We start from the raw sequence: 22,620 nt of genomic DNA on the forward strand, positions 1-22,620 counted from the left end.
GGGGGGGCGGGGATTCCGTGATCTATCCCCACCCCGCCTGCGGCACCTCGCGCAACGTGCTCGCGGCGATCCGCGAGGCGGGCATCGAGCCGCGGGTGGTGAAATATCTCGAGACGCCGCCGAGCCGGGCGGAGCTCGAGGCGCTGATCGCCGCCATGGGGATCCCGGTGCGCGATCTGCTGCGCCGGCAGGGCACGCCCTTCGCGGAGCTCGGCCTCGACGATCCCGCCCTGACCGATGCCGCGCTGATCGACGCGATGATGGCGCATCCGATCCTGATCAACCGCCCGATCGTGGTCTCGCCGAGGGGCGTGAAGCTCTGCCGCCCCTCGCAGGCGGTGGCGGATCTGCTGCCGTGACGCAGGCGGTGGCGGCGGGCGCCGGCATCGGCGGTTTCGAGCGCCTGCTCTCGCTCTGGGTCGCGCTGGCGATCGGCGCCGGGCTGGCCTTGGGCAATCTCGCCCCCGGCGCCTTCGGCCTGCTGGCCGGGCTGGAGCTCGCCTCGGTCAACCTGGTGGTGGCGGTGCTGATCTGGGCGATGGTCTATCCGATGATGGTGGCGGTGGATTTCGCCAGCCTCGCCCATATCGGCGACCGGCCGAAGGGGCTGGTCCTGACGCTCGTGGTGAACTGGCTGGTGAAGCCCTTCACCATGGCCGCACTCGCGGTGCTCTTCTTCGAGCATGTCTTCGCGGCCTGGATCGCGCCGGCCGAGGCGCAGCAATATATCGCCGGGCTGATCCTGCTCGGGGCGGCGCCCTGCACCGCCATGGTCTTCGTCTGGTCGCAGCTCACCCGCGGCGATCCCGCCTATACGCTGGTGCAGGTCTCGGTGAACGACGTGATCATGGTCTTCGCCTTCGCCCCCATCGTCGCGCTGCTCCTGGGGGTGACCGACATCGCCGTGCCCTGGGAGACGCTGATCCTATCGGTCGCGCTCTATATCGTGATCCCGCTGGCCGCGGGCATGGCGACGCGGCGGGCGCTGGGGAGCGCGGCGGCGGTCGCTGCCTTCACCGAGCGGGTGAAGCCGCTCTCGATGATCGGGCTGCTGGCGACCGTGGTCCTGCTCTTCGGCTTCCAGGGGCAGGTCATCTTCCGCCAGCCGCTCGTCATCGCGATGATCGCGGTGCCGCTCCTGCTCCAGTCCTACGGCATCTTCGCGCTGACCTATGCCGCCGCGCTGGCCTGGCGCCTGCCCTTCGCGGTCGCGGCGCCCTGCGCGCTGATCGGCACCTCGAACTTCTTCGAGCTGGCGGTGGCGGTGGCGATCAGCCTCTTCGGGCTCAACTCGGGCGCGGCGCTGGCGACCGTGGTCGGCGTGCTGGTCGAGGTGCCGGTGATGCTCTCGCTGGTGGCCTTCGCGAACCGGACGCGGAGGCGCTTTCCCACGTGATGCCGGGGCCCTTTCGGCCGGGCGATACGGTCTCCGAGCCGGGGCTTCGGGAGAAGGCCGCGCACCGCGCGGCCCGATCGCCACGGGTCGATCGGGCTCGGCACACCCGGCCGTGGACGCCACGGGAATCCTTGGCGAGGGCCGTTGGTGCCCGCCTGCAGCGGCTGCATCGCCCGGCCGGGCCGGCGGCGCGCGATCGTCCCCGGCGGTCGTCAGCGCTCGCGTTTCGAGCGCCAGCCGCCGCGGCGGCGGGGGGCGGCGGCGGCCGGTTCGAGGCCCTCGCGCAGCACGGCGGTCATGGGATGGTCGGGATGGGCCGGGCCGTAATGGGCGAGCAGGGCGGCGATCTCCTCGCGGCCGGAGCCGTCGGGCCGGCCGAGCGCCCAGTCGAAGAAGATCGTGCGGCAGTCCGGCGCGCCGATATCCATCCGGTAGGCCTCGCGGATCAGGCCCCTGGGGTCGATGGCGAGGTCATCCGCGGGCATCGGCCGCTTTCCCTGGCTCGGTCTCCGGCCCGGGCCGCGCCCGCCCGCCGATGGATAGGCTCTTCTCCGACATCGCTCCGCTTCCCCGCCCGCCGATCCTGCCTAGGTGGCGGCGCGGGAGCCGTCAAGCCGCCGCCGCGGCGCGGGCCGCCTCCTCGAAGAGAAGGGCGTGTCGGTGCGCGAGCCGCTCCGGGTCGGTATCGTAGCCGCCGCCGAGCACCGCCGCCAGCGGCAGGCCGCGGGCCTGCGCCCAGCCGATGACGCGGGCGTCGCGGGCGCGCAGCCCCTCGAAGCTCAGCGCGAGCCGGCCGAGGCTGTCCTCGGCATGGGGATCGACGCCGGCATTGTAGAAGACGAGGCCGGGACGGAAGCCCGAGATCCGGCGCAGCGCGTGATCGAGCATCTCGAGATAGGCCGCGTCGCCGAGGCGGTCGGGCAGGGCGAGGTCGAGCGAGGAGCGGGCCTTGCGCGCGGGGTAGTTGCGCGCGGCATGCAGCGAGAGGGTGAGCACCTCCGGCCGGCCCTCGAAGATGCGCGCGGTGCCGTCGCCCTGGTGCACGTCGCAATCGACGACGAGCACGCGCGACACCCGGCGCTCGTCGATGAGCGCCCGGGCGGCGATGGCCACGTCGTTGAAGACGCAATAGCCCGCGCCGCCCGCGGGGCCGGCGTGATGCGAGCCGCCGGCCATGTTGAGCGCGAGCCCGTGCTCGAGGGCGAGGCGGCCGGCGAGCAGGGTTCCGGCGGCGGAGAGGAAGGCGCGGCGCGCGACGGCCGGGGTGCCGGGCAGGCCGATGCGGCGCTGCTCCTCGGGCGAAAGCCGGCAGGTCGCCACGCGCTCGACATAGTCGGGGGCATGCACCGCGGCGGCGAGGCCGGGCGGGAGCGGGCCCGGGGCGAGGTAACCGCCGGTGGCGGGCAGGAGCCCGCGCGCGATCAGGGTGCGGCGCAGGTAGCCGTATTTCGACATCGGGAAGGGATGGCGCGGGCGCAGCGGCGCGACATAGTCGGGGTGGTAGACGATGGGCAGGGTCATGGGCCGGCGAGCCGGGCCTCGATGATCGCGGCGGCGGCGGCGGCCTCCGCGGCGAGGCTCGCGCGGAGGCAGCCGAGATCCTCCGCCCCGGCGGTGGCGAGCACGAGGCGCACCAGCCCCTCGCCGCCCTCGGCGGGATCGATGGTATGGTCGCTGGCGAGCCTTCCGACCTGCTGCAGCGCCGCGAGCCGGGCCAGGGCCGCGGCGAGGCGCGCGCCGGCGTCCGCGTCGAGCCAGCCGAGCTTCGTCAGCCGATCCAGCATGCGGCCCGGACGGCGCAGGCCGGAGAGGTTGTGGACCAGGGCGCCGGCCTGGGCGAGCAACTCGATGTCCATCATCCGGCCGGGGCCGAGCTTGGTCTCCCAGGGATCGGCGGCCGCGGCCTCGCGCGCCTCGGCGAGGCGCCGGCGCATGTCGCGGGCGTCGGCGAGGACCTTCTGCGCGTCATGCGGCGCCTCGATTACCGCTGCGATCGCCGCCGAAACCCGCCCGGCGAGCGGCTCGGGCCCGGCGACCACCCGGGCGCGGGTTAGGGCGAGATGCTCCCAGGTCCAGGCCTCCTCGGCCTGATAGCGCCGGAAGCCGGCCAGCGAGGTGGCGACCGGGCCCTGGCGGCCGGAGGGGCGCAGGCGCATGTCGACCTTGTAGAGCACGCCCTCGGGCATCGGCGCGCTGAGCGCAGCGATCAGCGCCTGGGTGAGCCGGGCGTAATAGGCGGTGACGGCGAGCGGGCGCCGGCCGGTGGAGCTCTCGGCGCCCTCGGCGTCGTAGATGACGATCAGGTCGAGATCCGAGGAGGCGGTCATCTCGCGGCTGCCGAGCTTGCCGAGCGCGACCACCGCCGCGCCGGCACCGGGCGGCGGGCCGTGGCGGCCGGCGAAATCCTCGACGACGCGGGGCAGGATCGCCTGGAGCACGGCATCGGCGACGGCGGAATAGGCCACCGCCGATTCGTCGGCATCGGCGATGCCGCGCAGCAGGTGCACGCCGATGCGGAAATGCCGCTCCTTGGTCCAGATGCGGGCGAGGTCGAGCGCGGCCTGGTAGTCGGGCGCGCCGTCGAGCAGGCCGGTGAGCTCGGCGCGCAGCACCTCGGTGCCGCGCAGCGGGCCGAAGAAGTCGGAGCTGATGACCGCGTCGAAGACGCCGGCGTTGTGGCCGAGATGGCGCGCGAGCTCGGGCGTGGTGGCGCAGATGTCCACCAGGAGGTCGAGCAGCTGCGGATTGGCGTCGAGCAGCGAGAAGATCTGCACCCCGGCGGGCAGGCCGGAAAGGAAGGTGCCGAGCGATTGCAGCGCGCCGTCGGCATCGACGGCGCGGGCCATGCGGCGCAGGAGCTCGGGCTGGAGGCGGCGGAAGATGGTGCGCGCCCGCTCGCTGCGGAAGGCGGGCAGGCGCCGCCAGTCGCGCATCATCGCCTCGGCCCGCTCGGGATCGGCGAAGATCGCGCCGATCTCGGGCACCGGCGCGCCGCGGTCCTCCTCCTGCTGGAAGAATGGCTCGGTCAGGGCATGGACCCGTTCCAGCCGGTCGCGCAGCTCCGCGCCCAGGCGGTCGGGGTCGGTGTCGCAGAAATCGGCGAGCCGCGCCATGCCCTCCGCGTCGGCGGGCATCCGGTGGGTCTGGGCGTCGTCGAGCATCTGCAGGCGGTGCTCGAGCGTGCGGTGGGCGATGTAATCGGCCGCCAGATCGCCGGCGGTGCGGTCGTCGACCCAGCCCCTGCCGGCGAGTGCCGCCAGGGCGGGGAGGGTCTGGCGCTGGCGCAGGCCGGGGTCGCGGCCGCCGGTGATGAGCTGCCGGGTCTGGGTGAAGAACTCGATCTCGCGGATGCCGCCCTTGCCGAGCTTCAGATCGTGGCCGGGGATGGCGAGCGGGCCGGCGAGGCCCTTGTGGCTGCGGATCCGCAGCCGCATGTCATGGGCGTCCTGGATCGCGGCGTAGTCGAGGTGGCGGCGCCAGACGAAGGGCCGGAGGCGGTCGAGGAAGGCCTCGCCGGCGGGGATCGCGCCGGCGCAGGGGCGCGCCTTGATATAGGCGGCGCGCTCCCAGGTCCGGCCGAGGCTCTCGTAGTAGCGCTCGGCCGGTTCGGTGGCGATGCAGACCGGGGTGACCGAAGGGTCGGGGCGCAGGCGCAGGTCGGTGCGGAAGACATAGCCCTCGGCGGTGACCTCGGAGAGCAGCTTCACCAGGCGCTGGGTGACGCGGATGAAGCCGCGGCGCAGCTCGGCGTAATCGTCGGGATCGTGGCGGGATTCGTCGAAGAGCACGATCAGGTCGATGTCGGAGGAATAGTTCAGCTCGCCGGCGCCCATCTTGCCCATGGCGAGCACGAACATGCCGGCGGCATCGGGGATGTCCGCCCCGGTGACGCCGGGCAGCTTGCCGCGGGCGATCTCGGCGGCGACCAGCGCGCGCAAGCCCGCCTGGACCGCCCGGTCGGCGAGGCGGGTGAGCGCGCCGGTGACGTCGTCGAGGTCCCAGACGCCGCCGAGATCGGCCAGCGCCACGAGCAGCGCCGCGCGCCGCTTGGCGATGCGCAGGCGCGCCGGGAGCGCGGCGAGATCCTCGCCGCCGGCCTCCTCGAGGATGGCCGCGAGGCTCGCCGCGGGCGGGGCGGCGAGGGCTTCGCGCAGCCACTCCGCCTCGCGCTCCATCAGCCCGGCGAGATAGGGCGAGCAGCCCGCGGTGCCGGTCAGGAGCGCCCGGACCGGGGCGGGCAGGTCGGCGAAGCGCGCCGCGACCGGCGGCACCTGGGCGGGATCGTGCGGCCGCGGCGCGCGGGCGACGCGGTCGGCGAGGCTCCGGCTGGCGAGCGCGGTCGTCATCGGCCCTCGTAGCGGGCGGGGCGCTTCTCGAGGAAGGCCATCACGCCCTCCTGGAAGTCGCGGGTCCGGCTGGCCTCGCCCTGGAGCCGGGCTTCGAGGTCGAGCTGTTCGGCGAGCGAATTGCCGAAGCTCGCGCGGAGCGCCTCCTTGATGAGCCGGTAGCTCACGCTCGGCCCGCGGGCGAGCTGGGCAGCGCGCGACTGAACGGTGGCGGCGAAGGTGTCGTCGGGCACCGCTTCCCAGATCATGCCCCAGGCGTCGGCCTGGGCGGCGGTGATGCGCTCGGCGAAGAGAGCCGCCCCCATCGCCTTGGCGAAGCCCACCTGGCGCGGCAGCCAGTAGGTTCCCCCGGCGTCGGGGATGAGGCCGATGCGGGCGAAGGCCTGGACGAAGACCGCCGATTGCGCCGCGATCACCACGTCCGCGGAGAGCGCGAGGCTGGCGCCGGCGCCGGCCGCCGCGCCGTTGACCGCGGCGATGGTCGGGAGCGGGCATTCGTAGACCGCGCGCAGCATCGGCTCGTATTCCTCGCGGAGCGTGCGCTCGATGTCGCGGTCGAGCGCGGTGGTGCGGTCGCCGAGATCCTGGCCGGAGCAGAAGGCGCGGCCCTCGCCGGTCAGCACGATCACCCGCGCCGCCGCGGGCGCATGGGTGAAGGCATGGGTGATCTCGAGCCGCATCTGCGCGTTGAGCCCGTTCATCACCTCGGGCCGGTTGAGCGCGATGGTCACGACGCCGGCGTCGAGGGAATGCAGGATCGTCTCGTATTGCATCGGCGGCTCCGCGACAGAGGTCAGCGCGACACTAGCTGCGGGCGGGCGCCCGGGAAACCCGCCGCGTCACTCGCTCGTCAGCGCCTCGATCCGGGCGCGTTCCTCCGGGGTGAGCGGCGGGCGCGGCGGCGCGGGGGCGGTCGCGCGGCGCCGGACATAGGCGAAGGCGAGGCCGGCGCCGAGCAGGAGGAAGAGCGGGCCGGAGAGCCAGAGTGCGGCGTTGCGCCAGGTGAAGGGCGGCCGGAAGAGCACGAATTCGCCGTAGCGGTCGGTGACATAGGCGAGCACCTCGGCGTCGCTGTCGCCTTCTGTGAGGCGTTCGCGCACGAGGAGGCGCAGGTCGCGGGCGATCTCGGCGTTGGAATCGTCGATCGATTCGGCCTGGCAGACCACGCAGCGCAGCTCGGCGGTGATCGCGCGGGCGCGGGCCTCGAGCGCGGGGTCGGCGAGGATCTCGTCGGGCTGCACCGCCGGGGCCGCCAGCGGCGCGAGGCTCAGGGCGAGCGCGAGGGCGAGGGCTCGGGCGCCGGGCATGGCGCTATTCCGCCGGGGTCGCGGCGGCGGCGCGCGGGGCGCGCCGGGCCGGGGCGCCGACGCGGTAGCGCCGGTCGGTCAGGCTGGTGGCGCCGCCGGCGGCCATGATCAGCGCGCCGATCCAGATCCAGTTGGCGAAGGGCTTGACATAGGTCCGCACCGCCCAGCCGCCGTCCTCCTGCGGGTCGCCGAGCGCGACATAGAGGTCGCGGGTCAGGCCGCGGTCGATGGCGGCCTCGGTGGTCGGCATGCGCTGGACCGGGTAGAAGCGCTTTTCGGGGTGGAGTGTGCCGATCTCCGCGCCGTCGCACAGGATGGCGATGGTCGCGGTATCGGCGGAATAATTCGCGCCCGCGCTGTGCTCCACGCCGTCGAGCCGCAGGACGTAGCCGGCGACGGGGAAGCTGTCGCCGGGCTTCATGGCGCGGATGTCCTCGCTCGCCCAGGCGGTGATGCAGGCGATGCCGAAGATCGAGACGCCGAGCCCGGCATGGGCGATGGCCTTGCCCCAATCCGCCCGTGGCAGGTTCAGCGCCCGGCGCAGGCTCTCGGAGGGTGCGGCGCGGGCGAGGCGGATGCGCGAGGCGATGTCGGCGAAGGCGCCGAGTACCAACCAGGCGGCCAGTGTGATGCCGATCGGCGCGAGCATCGCCCCTCCGGTCTGCAGCGACCATGCCAGCGCCCCGAGCGCCACCGAGAGCGCGAGCACCCCCCAGAGCGGCGCCATGGCGCGCGCGAGGCTGCCGCGCTTCCAGGGCAGGATCGAGAAGGGCGGCAGGATCACCGCCAGCGTCACCATGAAGGGCGTGAAGGCGAGGTCGAAGAAGGGCGGGCCGACCGAGACCTTGCGGCCGGCGAACATTTCCGCGAGCAGCGGCCAGATGGTGCCGAAGAAGACGACGAGCGTGGCCACAACGAGCAGCAGGTTGTTGACCACGAGCCCGCTCTCGCGGCTCACCACCGAGAAGACCGCGCCCGAGCGCAGCACCGGCGCGCGCCAGGCGTAGAGCGTGAGCGACCCGCCGATGAAGGCCCCGAGGATCATCAGCAGGAACACGCCGCGCTCGGGGTCGCTGGCGAAGGCATGGACCGAGGTGATGACGCCCGAGCGCACCACGAAGGCGCCGATGAGCGAGAAGGAGAAGGCGAGGATGGCGAGCAGGATCGTCCAGGACTTCAGCGCGTCGCGTTTCTCCACCACGATCGCCGAATGCAGGAGCGCGGTCGAGAGCAGCCAGGGCATGAAGCTCACGTTCTCCACCGGGTCCCAGAACCACCAGCCGCCCCAGCCGAGCTCGTAGTAGGCCCAGAACGAGCCCATCGCGATGCCGATGGTCAGGAACATCCAGGCGAGCAGCGTCCAGGGCCGGACCCAGCGCGCCCAGGCGGCATCGACCCGGCCTTCGATCAGCGCGGCGATGGCGAAGGAATAGGCCATGGAGAGCCCGACGTAGCCGAGATAGAGGAAGGGCGGGTGGAAGGCGAGGCCGGGGTCCTGCAGCAGCGGGTTGAGGTCGTTGCCGTCGAGGGGCGGGTCGGCGAGCCGCGCGAAGGGGTTGGAGGTGAGCAGGATGAAGCCGAGGAAGGCCGCCGCGATGGTGGCCTGGACCGCGAGCACCCGGGCGCGCAGGCCGGGCGGGAGGTTGCCGCCCCAGACGGCGACCATGGCGCCGAAGAGCGTCAGGATCAGCACCCAGAGCAGCATCGAGCCCTCGTGGTTGCCCCAGGTCCCGGCGACCTTGTAGATCGTCGGCTTCAGCGAATGGGAATTCTCCGCGACCAGCCGCACCGAGAAGTCGGAGACCACGAAGGCATGCATGAGCGCGAGGAAGGCCGCGAGCGTCAGGGCGAATTGCACGCCCGCCGCCGGGACCGCGACGCGCATCCAGTCGGCCCAGCCGCGCGCCGCCCCGACCATGGGCACGACCGCCTGCAGAGCCGCCACGAGCAGGGCCAGGATGAGGGCGAAATGCCCCAGTTCGACGATCATCGCGCCCTCCGTTTCGCCCTCGGGACTATGGGACGAAAGCGGCGCCCGTGCAAACGGGTCCGGTCGCCGGCGGGCTTGCTTCGCGGCCCGGGCGCGTTCACAAGAATGGCATCGGCGGCGCGCGGGAGCATTCGCGGAACGGCGCGGCGGGGAGCGGCCGGATGCGACAGGGTCGGACGAAGCTCATGCCTCGGATCGCGGGTGGCGCGGGCCGTGCCTTCGCCTTCTACGGGATCGCCCTGGGGCTCGCCGTGGCGGTCGCGCTCTCGGCGCCGGTGACCGGCGCTGCCACCCCGCTCCTGACCATGTTCACGCCGGCGCTCGCGGTGGCGATCATGCTCGGCTTCCTCGCGCCGGAGGGCGGCTTCCGCGCCGCGCTGGCCGGGCTCGGCCTCGGTCGCGCCGGGCTCCGGGCCTGGCCGGTCGCGATCGCCGTGCCCGCGCTGATCTTCGGCGTCGGTCTCGGCGTGATGGCGCTCGCGGGTCTGACGGCCGTGGCGATCCCGGTCGCCAGGGCGTCATTCGGCCTTGTGCTGCTCAAGGTGGCGACCGGCCTCGCGGCGCAGACGCTCTTCTCGCTGGCCGAGGAGGTGGGCTGGCGGGGTTACATGCTGCCCAGGATGGGCGGATTCCGCGTCCTTCCGGCGATGCTGCTGGTCGGCTTCCTGCACGGGGTCTGGCATCTGCCGCTGATGCTCGCGACGGATTTCTACCATCCCGGCGGCGACGCGCGGCTCGTCGTGCCGATGTTCCTGCTCACCTTGACGCTCGCGGGGGTGTTCTACGGCTTCCTGCGGCTCTGGACGGGGAGCGTCTGGCCGGTCGCTCTCGCCCATGCCGCGACCAATACCGCCTGGGACATGACCGGCAAGCTCTCGCAGGCGCGCTCCGCGCTGGCGGTGGAATATGTCGGCGGCGAAAGCGGGCTATTGGTGATCGGTGGCCTGATCGTGGTGGCGCTGGTGATCCGGCGCGCGATGCCGCGGTTCGGGTCGGGGTTCTGAAGCGGTGGGCCGCGATCTCAGCGGTGTGCAAGCCGGCCCGCGCCCCACGAGATCACCGCGACGCCGAGGCAGCGCCGCTGCAGGAGATCGCGGAAATAGCCGAACGGCGCCGCCGGGCGGGCGAGCACCGCCGCGGCGCTAAGGCCGGCGATCGTCATCGGCGGCAGGACATAGAAATGCGATACGGCGGGTGCCCGAGCACCGCGAAGTCCTGCCGGGCGCAGAGCAGCGCGGTCAGGGCTAGACCATGCAGGCCAGCGCGAGCCGCGGTCCCGCGTCGGGCCTGTCGAGCGAGATGGAATCTCGTGTCACGCTCCGCCCTTCGGCTCCGAACCGGGAATCGGAACCGCTTCTAGCGCCTCGGGATTGCCAAGGCCCTAATGCCGGCGGCCATCGCCGCCGGCCCCTTTCCCGCGCGGGGTCGGGTTCAGGCTTGGAGGCGGCGCCATTCCTCGACGGCGGCGTTGAAATCCGGATCCTCCGCGCGTGCTTCCGAGACCGCGGGTTTCGTCTCCGGCGCCAGCAGCGGCATGGCGAGGGCGGTCGCGGCCGGGGCAGGCTCCGCGGACCTGACCGCGGCGGTGGCGGCCCGCGCCAGGGTGACGGCGGTCCGCGTGCGCTGGTGGTGCAGCTCCCGCGCCCCGAAATAGAAGGAGACGATCGCGCCCAGGAGCCACCAGAGCGGCTCGGGCACCAGGCCGAGGCCCTGCATGCGCGTGGAGAATCCGGCCGGCTCGGCCATGGCATAGGCGAAGAGGCCGAGCGTGCCGAGCGCCAGCATCGGCCGCGGCAGGCGGTTCAGCCCGTTGACGAAGCGGTCGAACCAGAGCGCGCCGGCCGAAGCGAACTCGCCCTCGAACTGGCTGACGGCGCCGGCGATCTGCGCCGCGGCGGCGGCGTCGCGCTCGGCGCGATTGCCCACGAAGACCTCGGCGACGCCGCCGACCGCCTCGCCGATCTGTTTCGCGGCGCTGCCCATGCCGAAGATCTGTCCCATCAGCCCCATGATGCCACCCTCGCGTCGTGCTCGGCTCTGGTGAAGCGGAAGCGTTCCGCGACGAATTCCTCGGCGCGGATGATCCAGCCGCCCTTGCCGCCGTCCCGGCGGCGCGCGTATTTCCGGCTCGCCGGGCGCAGGTCGCCGATGCGGTAATAGTAGTTGCGCCGGGCGATGCCGTAGGCGTCCACAAGGTGATCCGGTGCGAGATCCATGGCCCGGGCCGCGGCGCGCGCGGTGAGCGGGCCGATGGCGCCGTCGTCCTTGACCGCGATGCCGAAGGCCGCGAGCAGGCGCTGCAGGATGCGGATCGCGTTGTTGCCGGCGTTCACCTGCATGTCGAAGACGCTGGCGTGCAGCGGCGCCGGCAGCAGGTCGATCCTCGGCTCACGGAAATAGTGGCGCACGTAGATCTCCGCGGCCTTGTCCGGCGTCAGGCCGCGCACGTCCACGGTATCGACGATGCCGTCGCCGTTCAGATCCATGCCCAGCCGGCGCATGGTATGGATGGTCACGCCGTGCTTGGTCGCGCCGCCCGGATCGTCGGGGTCGTTCACGAATCCCCCTTCGCGGCGCACGATATCCGCCGCGATGCTCTCAACCGAGTGCATGTCCGCCAACTCCTATCGATCTGGTGAAGACCGGCGGAGACTGGCACAATTGCGCTAAAATTTGATTGACCGGCGGGGCGGCGCGAAGGACGGCGCCACCCGGCGCGCTAGCTGCCCGGCTCCGGGTCGACGCCGCCGCCGTAGCGGAACACGCCCTGTTCCTTGAGCGCCTCGGCGACCTCCTTGGGCATGTAGCTCTCGTCGTGGCGGGCGAGGACCTCGGTGGCCACGAAGGTTCCGTTCTCCATGCGCCCGGTGGCGATCACCCCCTGACCCTCGCGGAAGAGGTCGGGCAGGATGCCGGAATAGACCACCGGCTGGCTGGCGCCGCCGTCGGTGACGGTGAAGCTGATCTCCTCACCGGCCCCGCGCAGCACGCTGCCCTCCTCGACGAGGCCGCCGAGGCGGAAGCGCTCGCCCTCGCGGGGGGGATGTTCCGTCATCTGGCTGGGGCTGCGGAAGAATTCGATGCCGTCGCGCAGCCCGTAGCCCATGAGCGCGGTGGCGGCGACGAGCAGGACCGCCCCCGCGGCGATCAGCCGGATGCGCCGCCGCTTCTTCAATCCCATCGCCATGTCGCCCCCATCTCCGACCGGGCGAGGATGCGGGCGTTCTCCTCCCGCACCGTCCGATCGAGCGCCGCATTGACTTCCGCGCCGTATATAATCGTCGCCCCGGTGAGATAGAAGAACATCAGCGTGATGATCACCCCGGCCAGCGTGCCGTAGGTCACGGTATAGGTGGGCGTGAAGCTGAGGTAGATGGTGAAGCCGCTGGCCAGGATCACCCAGAGAACGGTGGTCGTCAGCGCGCCGGGCCAGAGATGCGTGCCGCGCATGCTGCGCCCCGGCAGGGTGCGGTGCATCACCAGGATGAAGCTCAGGAAGACCACGATGCCGAAGCCGTAGGTGATGTATCCAGCCGCGGGCGGGATCGGCACCAGCGCGACGCTGCGCAGCAGATGCAGGAGGATCGGGCTGAAGATGATCGAGACGCCGAGCAGGACCGCCACCATGGCGCCGAGGAACACCAGCGAGATCGCGAGCGCCCGGTTCTGGAAGAAGTTGCGCGGGTCGTCCACCGCATAGGCGCGGTCGAAGGCGAGGCGGAAGGCCTCGACCGCGTTCGAGGCGACCCAGATCGCGAAGAGCGCCGAGAGGGTGAGCACCTCGCCGCTCTGCTTGTTGAGCACTTCGCTCACGACCGGCTCCAGCGTCAGGGCGACGTGCTGCGGGGCGATCTCGAAGAGGGCGTCGATGATGCGGTCGGATTCGTCCGGGCCGAGCAGGATGCCGGTCAGCGTGGCGCAGAAGATCAGGAAGGGAAACAGCGACAAGAGCCCGGAGAAGGCGATGTAGCCGGCCATGGGCGAGCCGTCGTTGCGGTTGAACCCGTCGAAGGCGGTCCAGAGGATCCCGAAGAGGCGTCCTGGACCCGTCACGGGAAGAGCGGCGCGGCCATCAGTCCCGCCGTCTCCGGCAGGCCGAGCATGAGGTTGGCGTTCTGCAGGGCCTGGCCCGAGGAGCCCTTGGCGAGATTGTCGAGGGTCGAGAAGACCATGGCGCGGCCGGGCCGGCGGTCGGCGATCACGCCGAGATGCACGAAGTTCGAGCCGCGCACGTGCCGGGTCGCCGGCGCCTCGCCGAGCGGGAGGACCACGACGAAGGGCTCGGCCTCGTAGGCCGAGGCCAGCGCGGCGTGGATCGCTTCGGCCTCGCCGCGGAGGTAGATCGTGGCGAGGATGCCGCGGTTCTGCGGCAGGAGATGCGGTGTGAAGGTCACCGCGACGGGGCGGCCGGCGGCGCGGCTGAACTCCTGGTCGAATTCCGCGAGATGGCGGTGCTTGGCGACGTTGTAGGCATGGTAGCCTTCGGAGACCTCCGAATGCAGCATGCCCTCCTTGGCCCCGCGTCCCGCGCCGGAGACGCCGGTGGCGAGGTCGATGATGATCTCGTCGGGGTCGATCACGCCGGCGCTGAGCAGCGGCAGGATGCCGTAGATGCCGGTCGCCGCGTTGCAGCCGGTGCCGGCCACGAGCCGCGCCGAGCGGATCTCGTCGCGGTAGAACTCGGTCAGGCCGTAGACCGCCTCGGCCTGCAGGTCGAGCGCCCGGTGCTCGTGGCCGTACCAGCGGGCGTAGACCTCCGGGTCGCGCAGCCGGAAATCGGCGGAGAGGTCGACGATCCTGAGGCTCCGCGGCAGGCCCGCGATCACCTCCTGGCTCGTGGCATGGGGCAGGGCGCAGAAGACGAGGTCGATGGCGGCGAAATCCACCGCCCCGATCGGCTGGAGCGGCGGCAGGTCGAGGTGGCGCAGATGCGGGAAGACCTCGCCCATGCTCATGCCCGCCTTGCGGTCGGCCGAGAGCGCGGCGATGCGCAGGAAGGGATGCGTCGCGATCAGGCGGACGAGTTCCGCGCCCGTGTAGCCGCTGGCGCCGAGGATGGCGATGTCGAAGACCTGCTGCATCTCCCGGCCCTCCCATCCCGGTCGGGCGCAGGTTTAGGCGAAAGCCCCGGCGGGATCAATCGGCCGGGGGTCGCGTTCCGGCCCGGGGCCTGCGCGCCGTCAGATGCCGTGGAAGGGCAGGGGATGGCCGGTGAAGATCTCGGCGCGCTCGCCGATCGCCCCGGGATCGCCGGAGGTGAGGTAGCGCACCCGCCCGCTGCCGCCGCGGAAGCGGCGATGGCGGTCGAGATAGTCGGCGAGGCTGGCGGCCGTCAGCGCCGGCTGCGAGACCAGCGTGGTCTCCGGCGGCAGGGCCGCGCGGAAATGGCCTTCGACCAGCGGGTAATGGGTGCAGCCGAGCACCGCCGATTGCGGCCGGGGCAGGCGTGCGAGCAGCTGGGCCACATGCGATTCGACGAGGCCCGCGGCGGCTTCCATGTCGCCGGCCTCGATCGCCTCGACGAGGCCGGCGCAGGCCTGCGGCACCACGGTGACGTCGCGGGCGCGGAAGCGCAGCTCGCGCGGGAAGGCCCCCGAGATCACCGTCGCCGGCGTCGCGAAGAGCGCGACATCGTGCAGGCCGGTATGGGTCGGGACGGAATTGTCGCCCCAGTCGCGCCGGGTGAGATGCTCGATGATCGGGACGAAGACGCCGAGCACGCGGTGCTGCGCCGCGTCGAGCCAGTCGACCTGAAGATCGTGCAGCGCCACGGCCGAGGCGGTATTGCAGGCGAGGATCACCAGGCGGCATCCCTCGTCGAAGAGCCGCTGCACGCCGGCGACGGTGAGCCTGTAGACCTCGCCCGGGGATTTCACGCCGTAGGGGGCATGGGCGTTGTCGCCGAAATAGATGAAATCCTGGTCGGGCAGCCGGCGGCGGAAGGCCTCGAGCACCGTCAGGCCGCCGAGCCCGCTGTCGAAGACCCCGATCGGGCCGCCGGGACAGGCATCCGGCTCCGTGCCGGCAGAGGGCAGTTCAAGGTCGCGCATCGCGACCTCTCCGGGCGGCGCCGGGGCATGGCCGAAGGGCCGGGTGGGGGACGGGGTGACGAGGCTGGGACATCTGACAGGACCGCCGGACAAGTACAAGCACGTTAACTCTTTTTCCTGCCCCGAATTCTAGCATCTCGCAGCTCTCCGGAACAGGGGCGAATGCGGGCGGCCGCGCGTTTCCGGCGGCAGTGGCGCCGTTGCGACACCGGTTCCGTCGGGGCGCAGGGATGCGCCTTGGGACCACTTCCGCGATCGTCGCATTGCGGGCGGCTGCCCGTCGGCAGGCCGGGCGCGCCCCGCTTCCGGCAAGGCGAGGCCGGTTCCCGGCCTTGGCAGCTCCTACGGGAGTCGAACCCGTCTTTCCAGATTGAGAATCTGGCGTCCTAACCGATAGACGAAGGAGCCATGGCCTTGCCGGACCCGCACCCTAGCACGGAACCGTGGTACACCCTACGGGAGTCGAACCCGTCTTTTCAGATTGAAAATCTGACGTCCTAACCGATAGACGAAGGGTGCATCGCGGCGCTATGTATCGTCGCGTTCCCGGCGGATCAAGCCGCAATATCGCCGGTTCAGGACGCGTCCGCGGCATCCTCCACATGCAGTTTCGCGCGCAGGCGCCCGGCCCATTCGTCCCGCTCCAGCCGCCCCGCCACATGGACCGGCGCATCGCGCCGTGCCAGGAGGCGCGGGCCGAGCTCGCCCGCGAAGGCGCGGAAGGCGATGGCCTCGGCCCGGGCGCCGGCCTCGTCGGCGAGGGTCAGCGCGAGATGGGTCTCGCCGACGCGTCGGGTCCGGACGATCCGGCTGCGCGCCATGGCGAGGCGCGGGGCCGGTGCACCGGCGCCGAAGGGGCCGGCGGCGGCGATGCGCTCGGCGAGCTCGACCGTCGCGCCGCCCGGTCCGATCACGCCGTCGAGGGCGAGGCTGGCGCTTGTGGACGCATCGGCGCCGGCGGCGGCGAGCAGCTCGGCGAGCCGCGCCATGGCCGGCTCGAGGCTTTCCCGCGCCAGGCCGAGGCCCGCCGCCATGCGGTGCCCTCCGCCGCGCGCGATCAGCCCCTCCCGCGCCAGCCTGGCGACGGCGGCGCCGAGATCGACCCCGGCGACCGACCGGCCCGAGCCCTTGCCCTCGGCGCCGTCGAAGCCGATCACCACCGCCGGCCGGGAGAATTTCTCCTTGAGCCGGGCCGCGACGATGCCGACCACGCCGGGATGCCAGCCCTCGCCCGCCGCCCAGACCAGCGACGCGCCGCCGCGCGCCGCCGCCTGGGCCTCGGCCGCCGCGAGCACGCCGGCCTCGATCTCGCGCCGCTCGGCGTTCAGCCGGTCGAGCTTCTGGGCGAGCGCCGCGGCCTCGTGCGGGTCTTCGGTCGCGAGCAGCCGCGCGCCGAGATCGGCCGCGCCGATCCGCCCGCCGGCATTGATGCGCGGCCCGAGCAGGAAGCCGAGCGCGAAGGCATCCGGCGCGCCGGTCATGCCCGCCGCCGCGGCGAGCGCCGCGATGCCGGGACGGCCGCGCGCCCGCATCACCGTGAGGCCCTGGCGGACGAAGGCGCGGTTGAGCCCGAGGAGCGGCGCGACATCGGCAACGGTGGCGAGCGCCACGAGATCGAGCAGGCCGAGCAGGTCGGGACCCTCGCCGCCCTCGCGCCGCATCAGCCGGTTCACCGCGACGAGAAAGAGGAAGGTCACGCCCGCGGCACAGAGATGGCCGAGCACGCCGTCCTCGTCCTGTCGGTTGGGATTGACCACCGCGCGCGCCGGCGGCAGCGTCTCGCCGCCGAGATGGTGGTCGAGCACGATCACGTCGCAGCCTGCGGCGGCGATGGGTTCGTGGCTGAGCGTCCCGCAATCGACGCAGACGATCAGGTCGTGGCAGGCCCCGAGGCTGCGCATGGCCGGCACGTTCGGGCCATAGCCCTCCTCGATGCGGTCGGGGACGTAGAGCGTGGCGGTCCGGCCGAGCGATCGCAGCCAGGTCAGGAGAAGCGCCGCGCTCGCGCCGCCGTCCACGTCGTAATCGGCGAAGATCGCGATGCGCTCCTCCCGCCGCACCGCGGCGAGGAAACGCTCCGCGGCGCGGTCCATGTCGCGCAGCCGCGAGGGGTCGGGCATCAGCTCGCGCAGCGAGGGCGCGAGAAAGCCCGCGGCCTCGCCGGGCGCCACGCCGAGGCGGGCGAGAACGCGGCCGACGATCTCGGGCTGTCCGGTGGCCTGGGCGATGGCGGCGCCGAGCCGTTCGGTCTCAGGGGCCGGGCCGGTCCAGCGGCGCTCGCCGTAGGAGCGGGTCACGTCGAGAAAGGCGGCCGGCGAATCCATGCGCTCCTGATGCCGCGATCCGCCCTCGCGCGCCAGATCGGAAATTCCTGGTGCGTCGGGAGGAAGTAGGTCCCGCGGCGCCGAACCGACAAGGGTCTGCGGTCTTGATCGTGAGCCTTCAGCGCGCGGGCGGGTCGGTGATGTCGCCGGTCCATTCGTGGCGGCCCGCTCCGCGCGGCGGGGCATCGCCCAGCATGAGCAATTGCCTGAGCTTGCGGCCGCCGGACCAGAGGCCGAAGCCGGCCGCCGCGAGCCAGACGGCCATCATCAGCACGGCCAGCGGTTCCCCGCTGGCCACGGCCCCGCCGAGCCCGAAGACAACGATCAGGATGCCGGCGCACCAGAAGACGAGCCAGACGATCATGAAGCCGATCGCGATCTTCTCGCTCCGGGGCCGGACGCGCGGCATCGCCGGCTACTGGTTGTGCTGGCGGTAGAGCAGCCGGCGGACCGAGCCGGATTTCGAGCGCATCAGGATCGTCTCGGTCTCGAGCCAGTCGCCGTCGCGCCGCGCGCCCTTGACGATCGAGCCGTCGGTGACGCCGGTGGCGGCGAAGATGACGTCCCGGGTCACCATGTCGTCGCGCCTGTAGATGCGGTCTTGATCCTCGATGCCGGCCTTGCGGGCGCGGGCGCGCTCGTCGTCGTTGCGGAAGATCAGCCGCCCCCACATCTGGCCGCCCATGCATTTCAGCGCGGCGGCGGCGAGCACGCCCTCCGGGGCGCCGCCCGAGCCCATGTACATGTCGATGCCGGTCTTGGCAGCCTCGGCGCAGTGGATGACGCCGGCGACGTCGCCGTCGGTGATCAGCCGGATGCGCGCCCCGGTGGCGCGGATCTCGGCGATCAGATCCTGGTGGCGCGGGCGCTCCAGGACGCAGACCATGACGCCTTCGGGCCGCGAGCCCTTGGCCTCGGCGAGGGTCTCGATGCGTTCGGTCGGGCTCATGTCGAGCGAGAGCAGATCCGTCGGATAGCCCGGGCCGATGGCGAGCTTGTCCATGTAGACGTCGGGGGCGTGCAGCATCGAACCGCGCGGCCCCATGGCGATGACCGCCAGCGCGTTGGGCATGTCCTTGGCGGTGAGCGTCGTGCCTTCGAGCGGGTCGAGGGCGATGTCGACGGCGGGTCCGTTGCCGGAGCCGACCTCCTCGCCGATGTAGAGCATCGGCGCCTCGTCGCGCTCGCCCTCGCCGATCACCACGACGCCCTGGATGTCGAGCAGGTTCAGCTGCCGGCGCATGGCGTCCACCGCGGCCTGGTCGGCGGATTTCTCGTCGCCGCAGCCGATCAGCTTGGCCGCGGCGATGGCCGCCTGTTCGGAGACTCGCGCAAGGCCGAGGGACAGCATGCGGTCGGCGAAGATCTGGGCGTCGGACATCGGGTCGGCCTCTCTGCGGATTTCGGGCGTATGCGGGGCGCGTGCGCCCCCGTATCTAGGCGAACGTCGGCGGGCGGGGCAAGGAGGATGGTGGAGCCGTTGTGAGCCCGAACTTGCGGCGCCGGCCCTGGGCGGCATCCGCGAGGGCGCGCCCGGGAGGGCATTCCCGCGAGCGCCGCCTTCATCCGGTCGGGTGCGTCTTCCTGCCGATCCCGGTGGCGCCGATCCTGACGACCGTCGTCCCCGCGGTCTCGCTCATGCTTCCGCACTGGCCTGCGGGCCGAGGTCGCGCTGCATCAGGACGACATCGACCCAGCGCCCGAACTTGAAGCCGACGGCCTCGAGGGTGCCGACCATGCGGAAGCCGGCGCGCGCGTGCAGCGCGATCGAGCCCGCGTTGCCGCTGTCGCCGATGACGGCGATCATGTGCCGGTAGCCGAGGCGCGCGGTCTCATCGAGCAGGGATCCGAGCAGCGCGCGGCCGACGCCGCCGCGCCGCGCCTCGGGGTCGATGTAGATCGCGTCCTCGAGCGTGAAGCGATAGGCCGAGCGGGTGTGATAGGGATGGGCGTAGCAATAGCCGAGCAATCTGCCGTTCCGCTCCGCGACCAGCCAGGGCAGCCCGAGGCCGATCACCGCCGCGCGGCGGCGGGCCATTTCGGCGGCGTCCGGGGGCGCCTCCTCGAAGGAGCCGAGCCCGGTCAGCACATGCTTCGCATAGATCGCCTGGATGGCGGCGAGGTCGTCGGGCCCGGAGGCCCGCACATGGATGCCGCCGGGCGGGTGCTCAGACATCCTCGATGCGGATCGCCACCGGCTCCGCGCGGCAGACGTCGAGCGCGGCGATCTCGGCCAGCGCGCCGTCGAGCGCGGGGCGCCCGGTGCGATGGGTCACGATGAGCACCGGGGCCTCGGCGCCGGCATGCTCGACCTGGCGCATGCGGTTGATCGAGATGCCGCTGCGGCCCAGGGCCGCGGCGACCCCCGCAAGCGTTCCGGGCGCGTCCGCGAGCAGGAAGCGCAGGTAGTAGGCGGCTTCGTTCTCGTCACTGGCGCGGCGCGGCGCGGCGAGCTCCGCCGCCGGGCGCCCGAAGACCGGCATGACGAGGCCGCGGGCCACGTCGATCACGTCGCCGAGGATCGCCGAGGCGGTCGGGCCGGCGCCGGCGCCGGGACCGCTCATCACGATCTGGCCGGAGAAATCGCCTTCGAGGACCACCATGTTGCTCACCCCCTCGAGCTGGCCGATGGTCGAGGTGGTGGGCACGAGGCAGGGTTGCATCCGGGCCTCGATGCCCGACGGCAGCTGCCGCGCGACCCCGAGCAGCTTGATGCGGTAGCCCATGTCGGCGGCATGCTCGATGTCGGCGAGGCTCATGCGCTCGATGCCTTCGAGCACGATGCCGTCGAAATCCACGCGGCTCCCGAAGGCGGCCGCGGCGAGCAGGGCGAGCTTCTGGGCGGCATCGGCGCCGCCGACGTCGAAGCTCGGGTCGGCTTCGGCGTAGCCGAGGCGCTGAGCATCGGCCAGCACCTCTGAGAAGGGCGAGTCGGTCGCCTCCATCCGGGTCAGGATGTAGTTGCAGGTGCCGTTGAGCACCCCCATCACCCGGGTGATCGCATTGCCGGCGAGGCCCTCGGTCAGCGCCTTGACCACCGGAATGCCGCCGGCCACCGCAGCCTCGAAGCGCAGGGCCACGCCCGCGGCCTCGGCCTCTTCGGCCAGCATCTGGCCGTGGCGGGCGAGCAGCGCCTTGTTGGCCGTCACCACATGCTTGCCGCCGGCGAGCGCAGCCTGGACGGTGGCCTTGGCCGGGCCGTTCTCGCCGCCCATGACCTCCACCACCAGATCGACGTCCTGGCGGCGGGCGAGGGCCACGGGATCGTCCTCCCAGGCATACGGCGAGATGTCGACGCCGCGGTCGCGACTCCGGGAGCGCGCGGAGATCGCCGCGATCTCCAGCCTGCGCCCGGCCCGTGCCGCGATCAGCGGCCCGTTCGTGGCGAGCATCCGGACGACGCCGGCGCCGACGGTGCCGAGCCCGGCGATGGCGATGCGGAGCGGATCGGGCATTCTGGTCTCCGGGCTTGGGCGGAACGGCGCTACCTCCTAGGCGAGGCTCCCGCGGTCCGCAATCGGCAAGTGGGCGAGACCCGGGGGTTCAGGCGGCGGCTTCCTCGGCGTGGTACTTGGCGAGAAGCGCCTCGGCATTGGCCATCACGCGCTTCACGCCGCGGGCGGCCTGTCGGATGCGGTGCTCGTTCTCGACGAGGCCGAGGCGGACGTAGCCCTCGCCGTATTCGCCGAAGCCGATGCCGGGGGCGACGGCGACCTCGGCCTCGCGCAAGAGGATCTTGGAATAGCCCATCGAGCCAATCGACTGGAACGGCTCGGGAACCGGCGCCCAGGCGAACATGGTCGCGGGCGGGGAGGGGATGCTCCAGCCGGCGCGGCCCATGGCGTCGACGAGCACGTCGCGGCGGGATCTGTAGATGCCGCGGATCTCGGCGATGCAATCGTCCGGTCCGTTGAGCGCCGCGGCGGCGGCGACCTGGACGGGGGTGAAGGCGCCGTAGTCGAGATAGGATTTGATGCGGGTCAGCGCCTCGATAAGCCTCAGGTTTCCGACGGCGAATCCCATGCGCCAGCCCGGCATGGCATAGGTCTTGGAGAGCGAGGTGAACTCCACGGCCACGTCGCGGGCGCCCTCGACCTGCAGGATGGAGGGCGGCGGATTGCCGTCGAAATAGATCTCGGCATAGGCGAGATCGGAGAGCACCCAGAGGTGATGTTTCTTCGCGAAGGCGATGAGATCGCGGTAGAAATCGAGATCGCAGATCTGCGCGGTCGGGTTCGAGGGAAAGGAGACGACCAGCGCCACGGGCTTGGGCACCGAATGGATGACCGCGCGATCGAGGGCCCGCAGGTATTCGGCAGGATTGAACTTTCCGTCGTGGAGCGCCGGGACGTGGCGCAAAGTGCCGCCGGCGATCATGAAGCCGTAGGGATGGATCGGATAGGAGGGGTTCGGCACCAGCATCACGTCGCCCGGTGCGGTGATCGCCATGGCGAGGTTCGCGAGACCCTCCTTGGAGCCAAGAGTGGCGATGACCTCGGTCTCGGGGTCGAGCGTCACCCCGAAGCGCCGGGCATAATAGCCGGCCTGGGCGCGGCGCAGACCCGGGATGCCCTTGGAGGCGGAATAGCGGTGGGTGCGGGGCTTGCGGACGGTTTCCACAAGCTTTTCAACGATATGGCTCGGTGTCGACATGTCGGGATTGCCCATCCCGAAGTCGATGATGTCCATGCCTTCCGCCCGGTATTTCGCCTTGAGCCGGTTCACCTCGGCGAAGACGTAAGGGGGCAGGCGCTTGATGCGGTAGAATTCTTCGGACATGGCTCGCGGCGACCGGTGGCAGAGGCGGCGCCGTTATAGCGCCGCGGCGGGGCGAGCGACAGGGGCGATCGGGCGCATGCACAAGGCATGCACAACCCATGCACAACGCATATGCCAAGCGATTTCGTCGGGAATTGGCGTCAGGCGCCGCCGGAGCGCTTCGCGCGCCAGGCATAGTAGGCGGCCTGATAGCTCCGAAGCTCATCCTCGGAGTCCTTGGTGGCATCGGCGGCGACGTGCCAGTGCTCCGGCGGCTCCATGCCGTCGGGCAGGATCGTGCGACCGATCCCGTCTCGGACACCAAAAGCTGATTTGACGGACGCGGGAGATAGGCCAGAGCTGTCTTGAAGAGTTGCGGACCTGAGCGAAGCTCCCGCGCATATCCAGTCGCTCAGGTCCGTGTCGCTCAGGTCCGCCCCGCTCATGTC

At 71.8% G+C, this 22,620-nt stretch carries 23 protein-coding genes and 2 tRNA genes; 3 read left to right on the plus strand and 22 right to left on the minus strand.

The genetic code is table 11. The features are described from left to right. The first annotated feature begins 17 nt into the window (after positions 1 to 17). Positions 18 to 359, plus strand: a complete 342-nt coding sequence (arsC, locus tag V7050_RS05555; RefSeq protein ID WP_442885680.1) for an arsenate reductase (glutaredoxin) — start codon at positions 18 to 20, stop codon at positions 357 to 359. Further along, positions 356 to 1,396, plus strand: coding sequence for an ACR3 family arsenite efflux transporter (gene arsB, locus V7050_RS05560; RefSeq protein WP_324366018.1), 1,041 nt, complete (start codon positions 356 to 358; stop codon positions 1,394 to 1,396). Before arsC ends, arsB begins: the two co-directional genes overlap by 4 nt. 212 nt (positions 1,397 to 1,608) lie before the next feature. On the opposite strand, the gene V7050_RS05565 is transcribed toward arsB, so the two are convergent. From V7050_RS05565 to V7050_RS05590, 6 genes are all read right to left on the minus strand, one after another. Continuing rightward, positions 1,609 to 1,881 (minus strand): hypothetical protein, encoded by a 273-nt coding sequence (locus V7050_RS05565; RefSeq protein WP_324366020.1) that lies wholly within the window; start codon positions 1,879 to 1,881, stop codon positions 1,609 to 1,611. Positions 1,882 to 2,005: 124 nt separating this feature from the next. After that, positions 2,006 to 2,917, minus strand: coding sequence for a histone deacetylase family protein (locus V7050_RS05570; protein ID WP_324366022.1), 912 nt, complete (start codon positions 2,915 to 2,917; stop codon positions 2,006 to 2,008). After that, complete coding sequence (locus tag V7050_RS05575) at positions 2,914 to 5,742, minus strand: bifunctional [glutamine synthetase] adenylyltransferase/[glutamine synthetase]-adenylyl-L-tyrosine phosphorylase (protein ID WP_324366024.1); 2,829 nt, start codon at positions 5,740 to 5,742, stop codon at positions 2,914 to 2,916. Before V7050_RS05575 ends, V7050_RS05570 begins: the two co-directional genes overlap by 4 nt. Beyond that, positions 5,739 to 6,515, minus strand: a complete 777-nt coding sequence (locus V7050_RS05580; RefSeq protein ID WP_324366026.1) for an enoyl-CoA hydratase-related protein — start codon at positions 6,513 to 6,515, stop codon at positions 5,739 to 5,741. The genes V7050_RS05575 and V7050_RS05580 overlap by 4 nt, the downstream gene beginning before the upstream one ends. A gap of 66 nt (positions 6,516 to 6,581) precedes the next feature. Continuing rightward, a complete protein-coding gene (locus V7050_RS05585) occupies positions 6,582 to 7,049 on the minus strand; it encodes a cytochrome c-type biogenesis protein (RefSeq protein WP_324366027.1) in 468 nt (155 codons plus the stop codon). Positions 7,050 to 7,053: 4 nt separating this feature from the next. Then, entirely contained in the window at positions 7,054 to 9,039 is a 1,986-nt protein-coding gene (locus V7050_RS05590; RefSeq protein ID WP_324366029.1) for a heme lyase CcmF/NrfE family subunit, read from the minus strand. A 185-nt stretch (positions 9,040 to 9,224) separates the two neighbouring features. Between V7050_RS05590 and V7050_RS05595 the strand changes: the two genes are divergently transcribed. Next, positions 9,225 to 10,043 (plus strand): CPBP family intramembrane glutamic endopeptidase, encoded by an 819-nt coding sequence (locus V7050_RS05595; RefSeq protein WP_324366031.1) that lies wholly within the window; start codon positions 9,225 to 9,227, stop codon positions 10,041 to 10,043. A 17-nt stretch (positions 10,044 to 10,060) separates the two neighbouring features. Here the strand turns inward: V7050_RS05595 and V7050_RS05600 are convergent, their stop codons facing one another. The 16 genes from V7050_RS05600 to V7050_RS05675 all read right to left on the minus strand — a co-directional run. Then, positions 10,061 to 10,201: a hypothetical protein gene (locus tag V7050_RS05600; RefSeq protein WP_324366033.1), complete on the minus strand. Its 141-nt coding sequence runs from the start codon at positions 10,199 to 10,201 to the stop codon at positions 10,061 to 10,063. A gap of 269 nt (positions 10,202 to 10,470) precedes the next feature. After that, positions 10,471 to 11,049: a holin family protein gene (locus V7050_RS05605; RefSeq protein WP_324366035.1), complete on the minus strand. Its 579-nt coding sequence runs from the start codon at positions 11,047 to 11,049 to the stop codon at positions 10,471 to 10,473. After that, positions 11,040 to 11,651, minus strand: coding sequence for a holin-associated N-acetylmuramidase (locus V7050_RS05610; protein WP_324366036.1), 612 nt, complete (start codon positions 11,649 to 11,651; stop codon positions 11,040 to 11,042). Before V7050_RS05610 ends, V7050_RS05605 begins: the two co-directional genes overlap by 10 nt. Before the next feature lie 107 nt (positions 11,652 to 11,758). Next, complete coding sequence (gene ccmE, locus V7050_RS05615; RefSeq protein ID WP_324366038.1) at positions 11,759 to 12,226, minus strand: cytochrome c maturation protein CcmE; 468 nt, start codon at positions 12,224 to 12,226, stop codon at positions 11,759 to 11,761. Next, positions 12,211 to 13,092 carry a YihY/virulence factor BrkB family protein gene (locus V7050_RS05620; RefSeq protein ID WP_324366040.1) on the minus strand — a complete coding sequence of 294 codons (882 nt, stop codon included), beginning with the start codon at positions 13,090 to 13,092 and terminating at the stop codon, positions 12,211 to 12,213. Before V7050_RS05620 ends, ccmE begins: the two co-directional genes overlap by 16 nt. Continuing rightward, the gene (gene argC / locus V7050_RS05625) at positions 13,089 to 14,120 is read right to left on the minus strand and encodes an N-acetyl-gamma-glutamyl-phosphate reductase (RefSeq protein ID WP_324366042.1); all 1,032 of its coding nucleotides are present in this window, start codon (positions 14,118 to 14,120) and stop codon (positions 13,089 to 13,091) included. Before argC ends, V7050_RS05620 begins: the two co-directional genes overlap by 4 nt. 99 nt (positions 14,121 to 14,219) lie before the next feature. Beyond that, positions 14,220 to 15,089, minus strand: a complete 870-nt coding sequence (locus V7050_RS05630; RefSeq protein ID WP_324366044.1) for a glutamate racemase — start codon at positions 15,087 to 15,089, stop codon at positions 14,220 to 14,222. A 333-nt stretch (positions 15,090 to 15,422) separates the two neighbouring features. Further along, positions 15,423 to 15,497 (minus strand) — tRNA-Glu (locus V7050_RS05635). A 36-nt stretch (positions 15,498 to 15,533) separates the two neighbouring features. Continuing rightward, positions 15,534 to 15,608, minus strand: a tRNA-Glu gene (locus V7050_RS05640). Positions 15,609 to 15,664: 56 nt separating this feature from the next. Beyond that, entirely contained in the window at positions 15,665 to 17,413 is a 1,749-nt protein-coding gene (gene recJ / locus V7050_RS05645) for a single-stranded-DNA-specific exonuclease RecJ (protein WP_324366046.1), read from the minus strand. Between the two features lie 118 nt (positions 17,414 to 17,531). Beyond that, on the minus strand, positions 17,532 to 17,822 hold the full coding sequence (locus tag V7050_RS05650; protein WP_324366048.1) for a hypothetical protein: 291 nt from the start codon (positions 17,820 to 17,822) through the stop codon (positions 17,532 to 17,534). Between the two features lie 6 nt (positions 17,823 to 17,828). Beyond that, entirely contained in the window at positions 17,829 to 18,794 is a 966-nt protein-coding gene (gene glpX / locus V7050_RS05655; protein ID WP_324374343.1) for a class II fructose-bisphosphatase, read from the minus strand. A gap of 255 nt (positions 18,795 to 19,049) precedes the next feature. Continuing rightward, on the minus strand, positions 19,050 to 19,589 hold the full coding sequence (locus tag V7050_RS05660) for a GNAT family N-acetyltransferase (protein ID WP_324367413.1): 540 nt from the start codon (positions 19,587 to 19,589) through the stop codon (positions 19,050 to 19,052). After that, on the minus strand, positions 19,582 to 20,868 hold the full coding sequence (locus V7050_RS05665) for a homoserine dehydrogenase (RefSeq protein WP_324367411.1): 1,287 nt from the start codon (positions 20,866 to 20,868) through the stop codon (positions 19,582 to 19,584). Before V7050_RS05665 ends, V7050_RS05660 begins: the two co-directional genes overlap by 8 nt. An 88-nt stretch (positions 20,869 to 20,956) precedes the next feature. After that, positions 20,957 to 22,192, minus strand: a complete 1,236-nt coding sequence (locus V7050_RS05670) for an LL-diaminopimelate aminotransferase (protein WP_324367409.1) — start codon at positions 22,190 to 22,192, stop codon at positions 20,957 to 20,959. 140 nt (positions 22,193 to 22,332) lie between these two features. Then, positions 22,333 to 22,620: hypothetical protein (locus V7050_RS05675; RefSeq protein ID WP_324410348.1), on the minus strand; the 288-nt coding region annotated here is incomplete at its 5' end.

It is taken from the genome of Amaricoccus sp., assembly GCF_036846665.1.
Lineage (GTDB): Bacteria > Pseudomonadota > Alphaproteobacteria > Rhodobacterales > Rhodobacteraceae > Amaricoccus.

What these genes read in the sequence shown, in the direction of transcription:
- V7050_RS05605 (WP_324366035.1), bottom strand. Translation starts at nt 11,049, where the DNA reads ATGGGGCTGATGGGACAGATCTTCGGCATGGGCAGCGCCGCGAAACAG.
- argC (WP_324366042.1), bottom strand. Translation starts at nt 14,120, where the DNA reads ATGCAGCAGGTCTTCGACATCGCCATCCTCGGCGCCAGCGGCTACACG.
- V7050_RS05580 (WP_324366026.1), bottom strand. Translation starts at nt 6,515, where the DNA reads ATGCAATACGAGACGATCCTGCATTCCCTCGACGCCGGCGTCGTGACC.
- V7050_RS05665 (WP_324367411.1), bottom strand. Translation starts at nt 20,868, where the DNA reads ATGCCCGATCCGCTCCGCATCGCCATCGCCGGGCTCGGCACCGTCGGC.
- V7050_RS05630 (WP_324366044.1), bottom strand. Translation starts at nt 15,089, where the DNA reads ATGCGCGACCTTGAACTGCCCTCTGCCGGCACGGAGCCGGATGCCTGT.
- V7050_RS05660 (WP_324367413.1), bottom strand. Translation starts at nt 19,589, where the DNA reads ATGTCTGAGCACCCGCCCGGCGGCATCCATGTGCGGGCCTCCGGGCCC.
- V7050_RS05610 (WP_324366036.1), bottom strand. Translation starts at nt 11,651, where the DNA reads ATGCACTCGGTTGAGAGCATCGCGGCGGATATCGTGCGCCGCGAAGGG.
- V7050_RS05585 (WP_324366027.1), bottom strand. Translation starts at nt 7,049, where the DNA reads ATGCCCGGCGCCCGAGCCCTCGCCCTCGCGCTCGCCCTGAGCCTCGCG.
- V7050_RS05575 (WP_324366024.1), bottom strand. Translation starts at nt 5,742, where the DNA reads ATGACGACCGCGCTCGCCAGCCGGAGCCTCGCCGACCGCGTCGCCCGC.
- V7050_RS05650 (WP_324366048.1), bottom strand. Translation starts at nt 17,822, where the DNA reads ATGCCGCGCGTCCGGCCCCGGAGCGAGAAGATCGCGATCGGCTTCATG.
- V7050_RS05600 (WP_324366033.1), bottom strand. Translation starts at nt 10,201, where the DNA reads ATGACGATCGCCGGCCTTAGCGCCGCGGCGGTGCTCGCCCGCCCGGCG.
- glpX (WP_324374343.1), bottom strand. Translation starts at nt 18,794, where the DNA reads ATGTCCGACGCCCAGATCTTCGCCGACCGCATGCTGTCCCTCGGCCTT.
- V7050_RS05565 (WP_324366020.1), bottom strand. Translation starts at nt 1,881, where the DNA reads ATGCCCGCGGATGACCTCGCCATCGACCCCAGGGGCCTGATCCGCGAG.
- V7050_RS05670 (WP_324367409.1), bottom strand. Translation starts at nt 22,192, where the DNA reads ATGTCCGAAGAATTCTACCGCATCAAGCGCCTGCCCCCTTACGTCTTC.
- V7050_RS05595 (WP_324366031.1), top strand. Translation starts at nt 9,225, where the DNA reads ATGCCTCGGATCGCGGGTGGCGCGGGCCGTGCCTTCGCCTTCTACGGG.
- V7050_RS05590 (WP_324366029.1), bottom strand. Translation starts at nt 9,039, where the DNA reads ATGATCGTCGAACTGGGGCATTTCGCCCTCATCCTGGCCCTGCTCGTG.
- V7050_RS05570 (WP_324366022.1), bottom strand. Translation starts at nt 2,917, where the DNA reads ATGACCCTGCCCATCGTCTACCACCCCGACTATGTCGCGCCGCTGCGC.
- ccmE (WP_324366038.1), bottom strand. Translation starts at nt 12,226, where the DNA reads ATGGCGATGGGATTGAAGAAGCGGCGGCGCATCCGGCTGATCGCCGCG.
- recJ (WP_324366046.1), bottom strand. Translation starts at nt 17,413, where the DNA reads ATGGATTCGCCGGCCGCCTTTCTCGACGTGACCCGCTCCTACGGCGAG.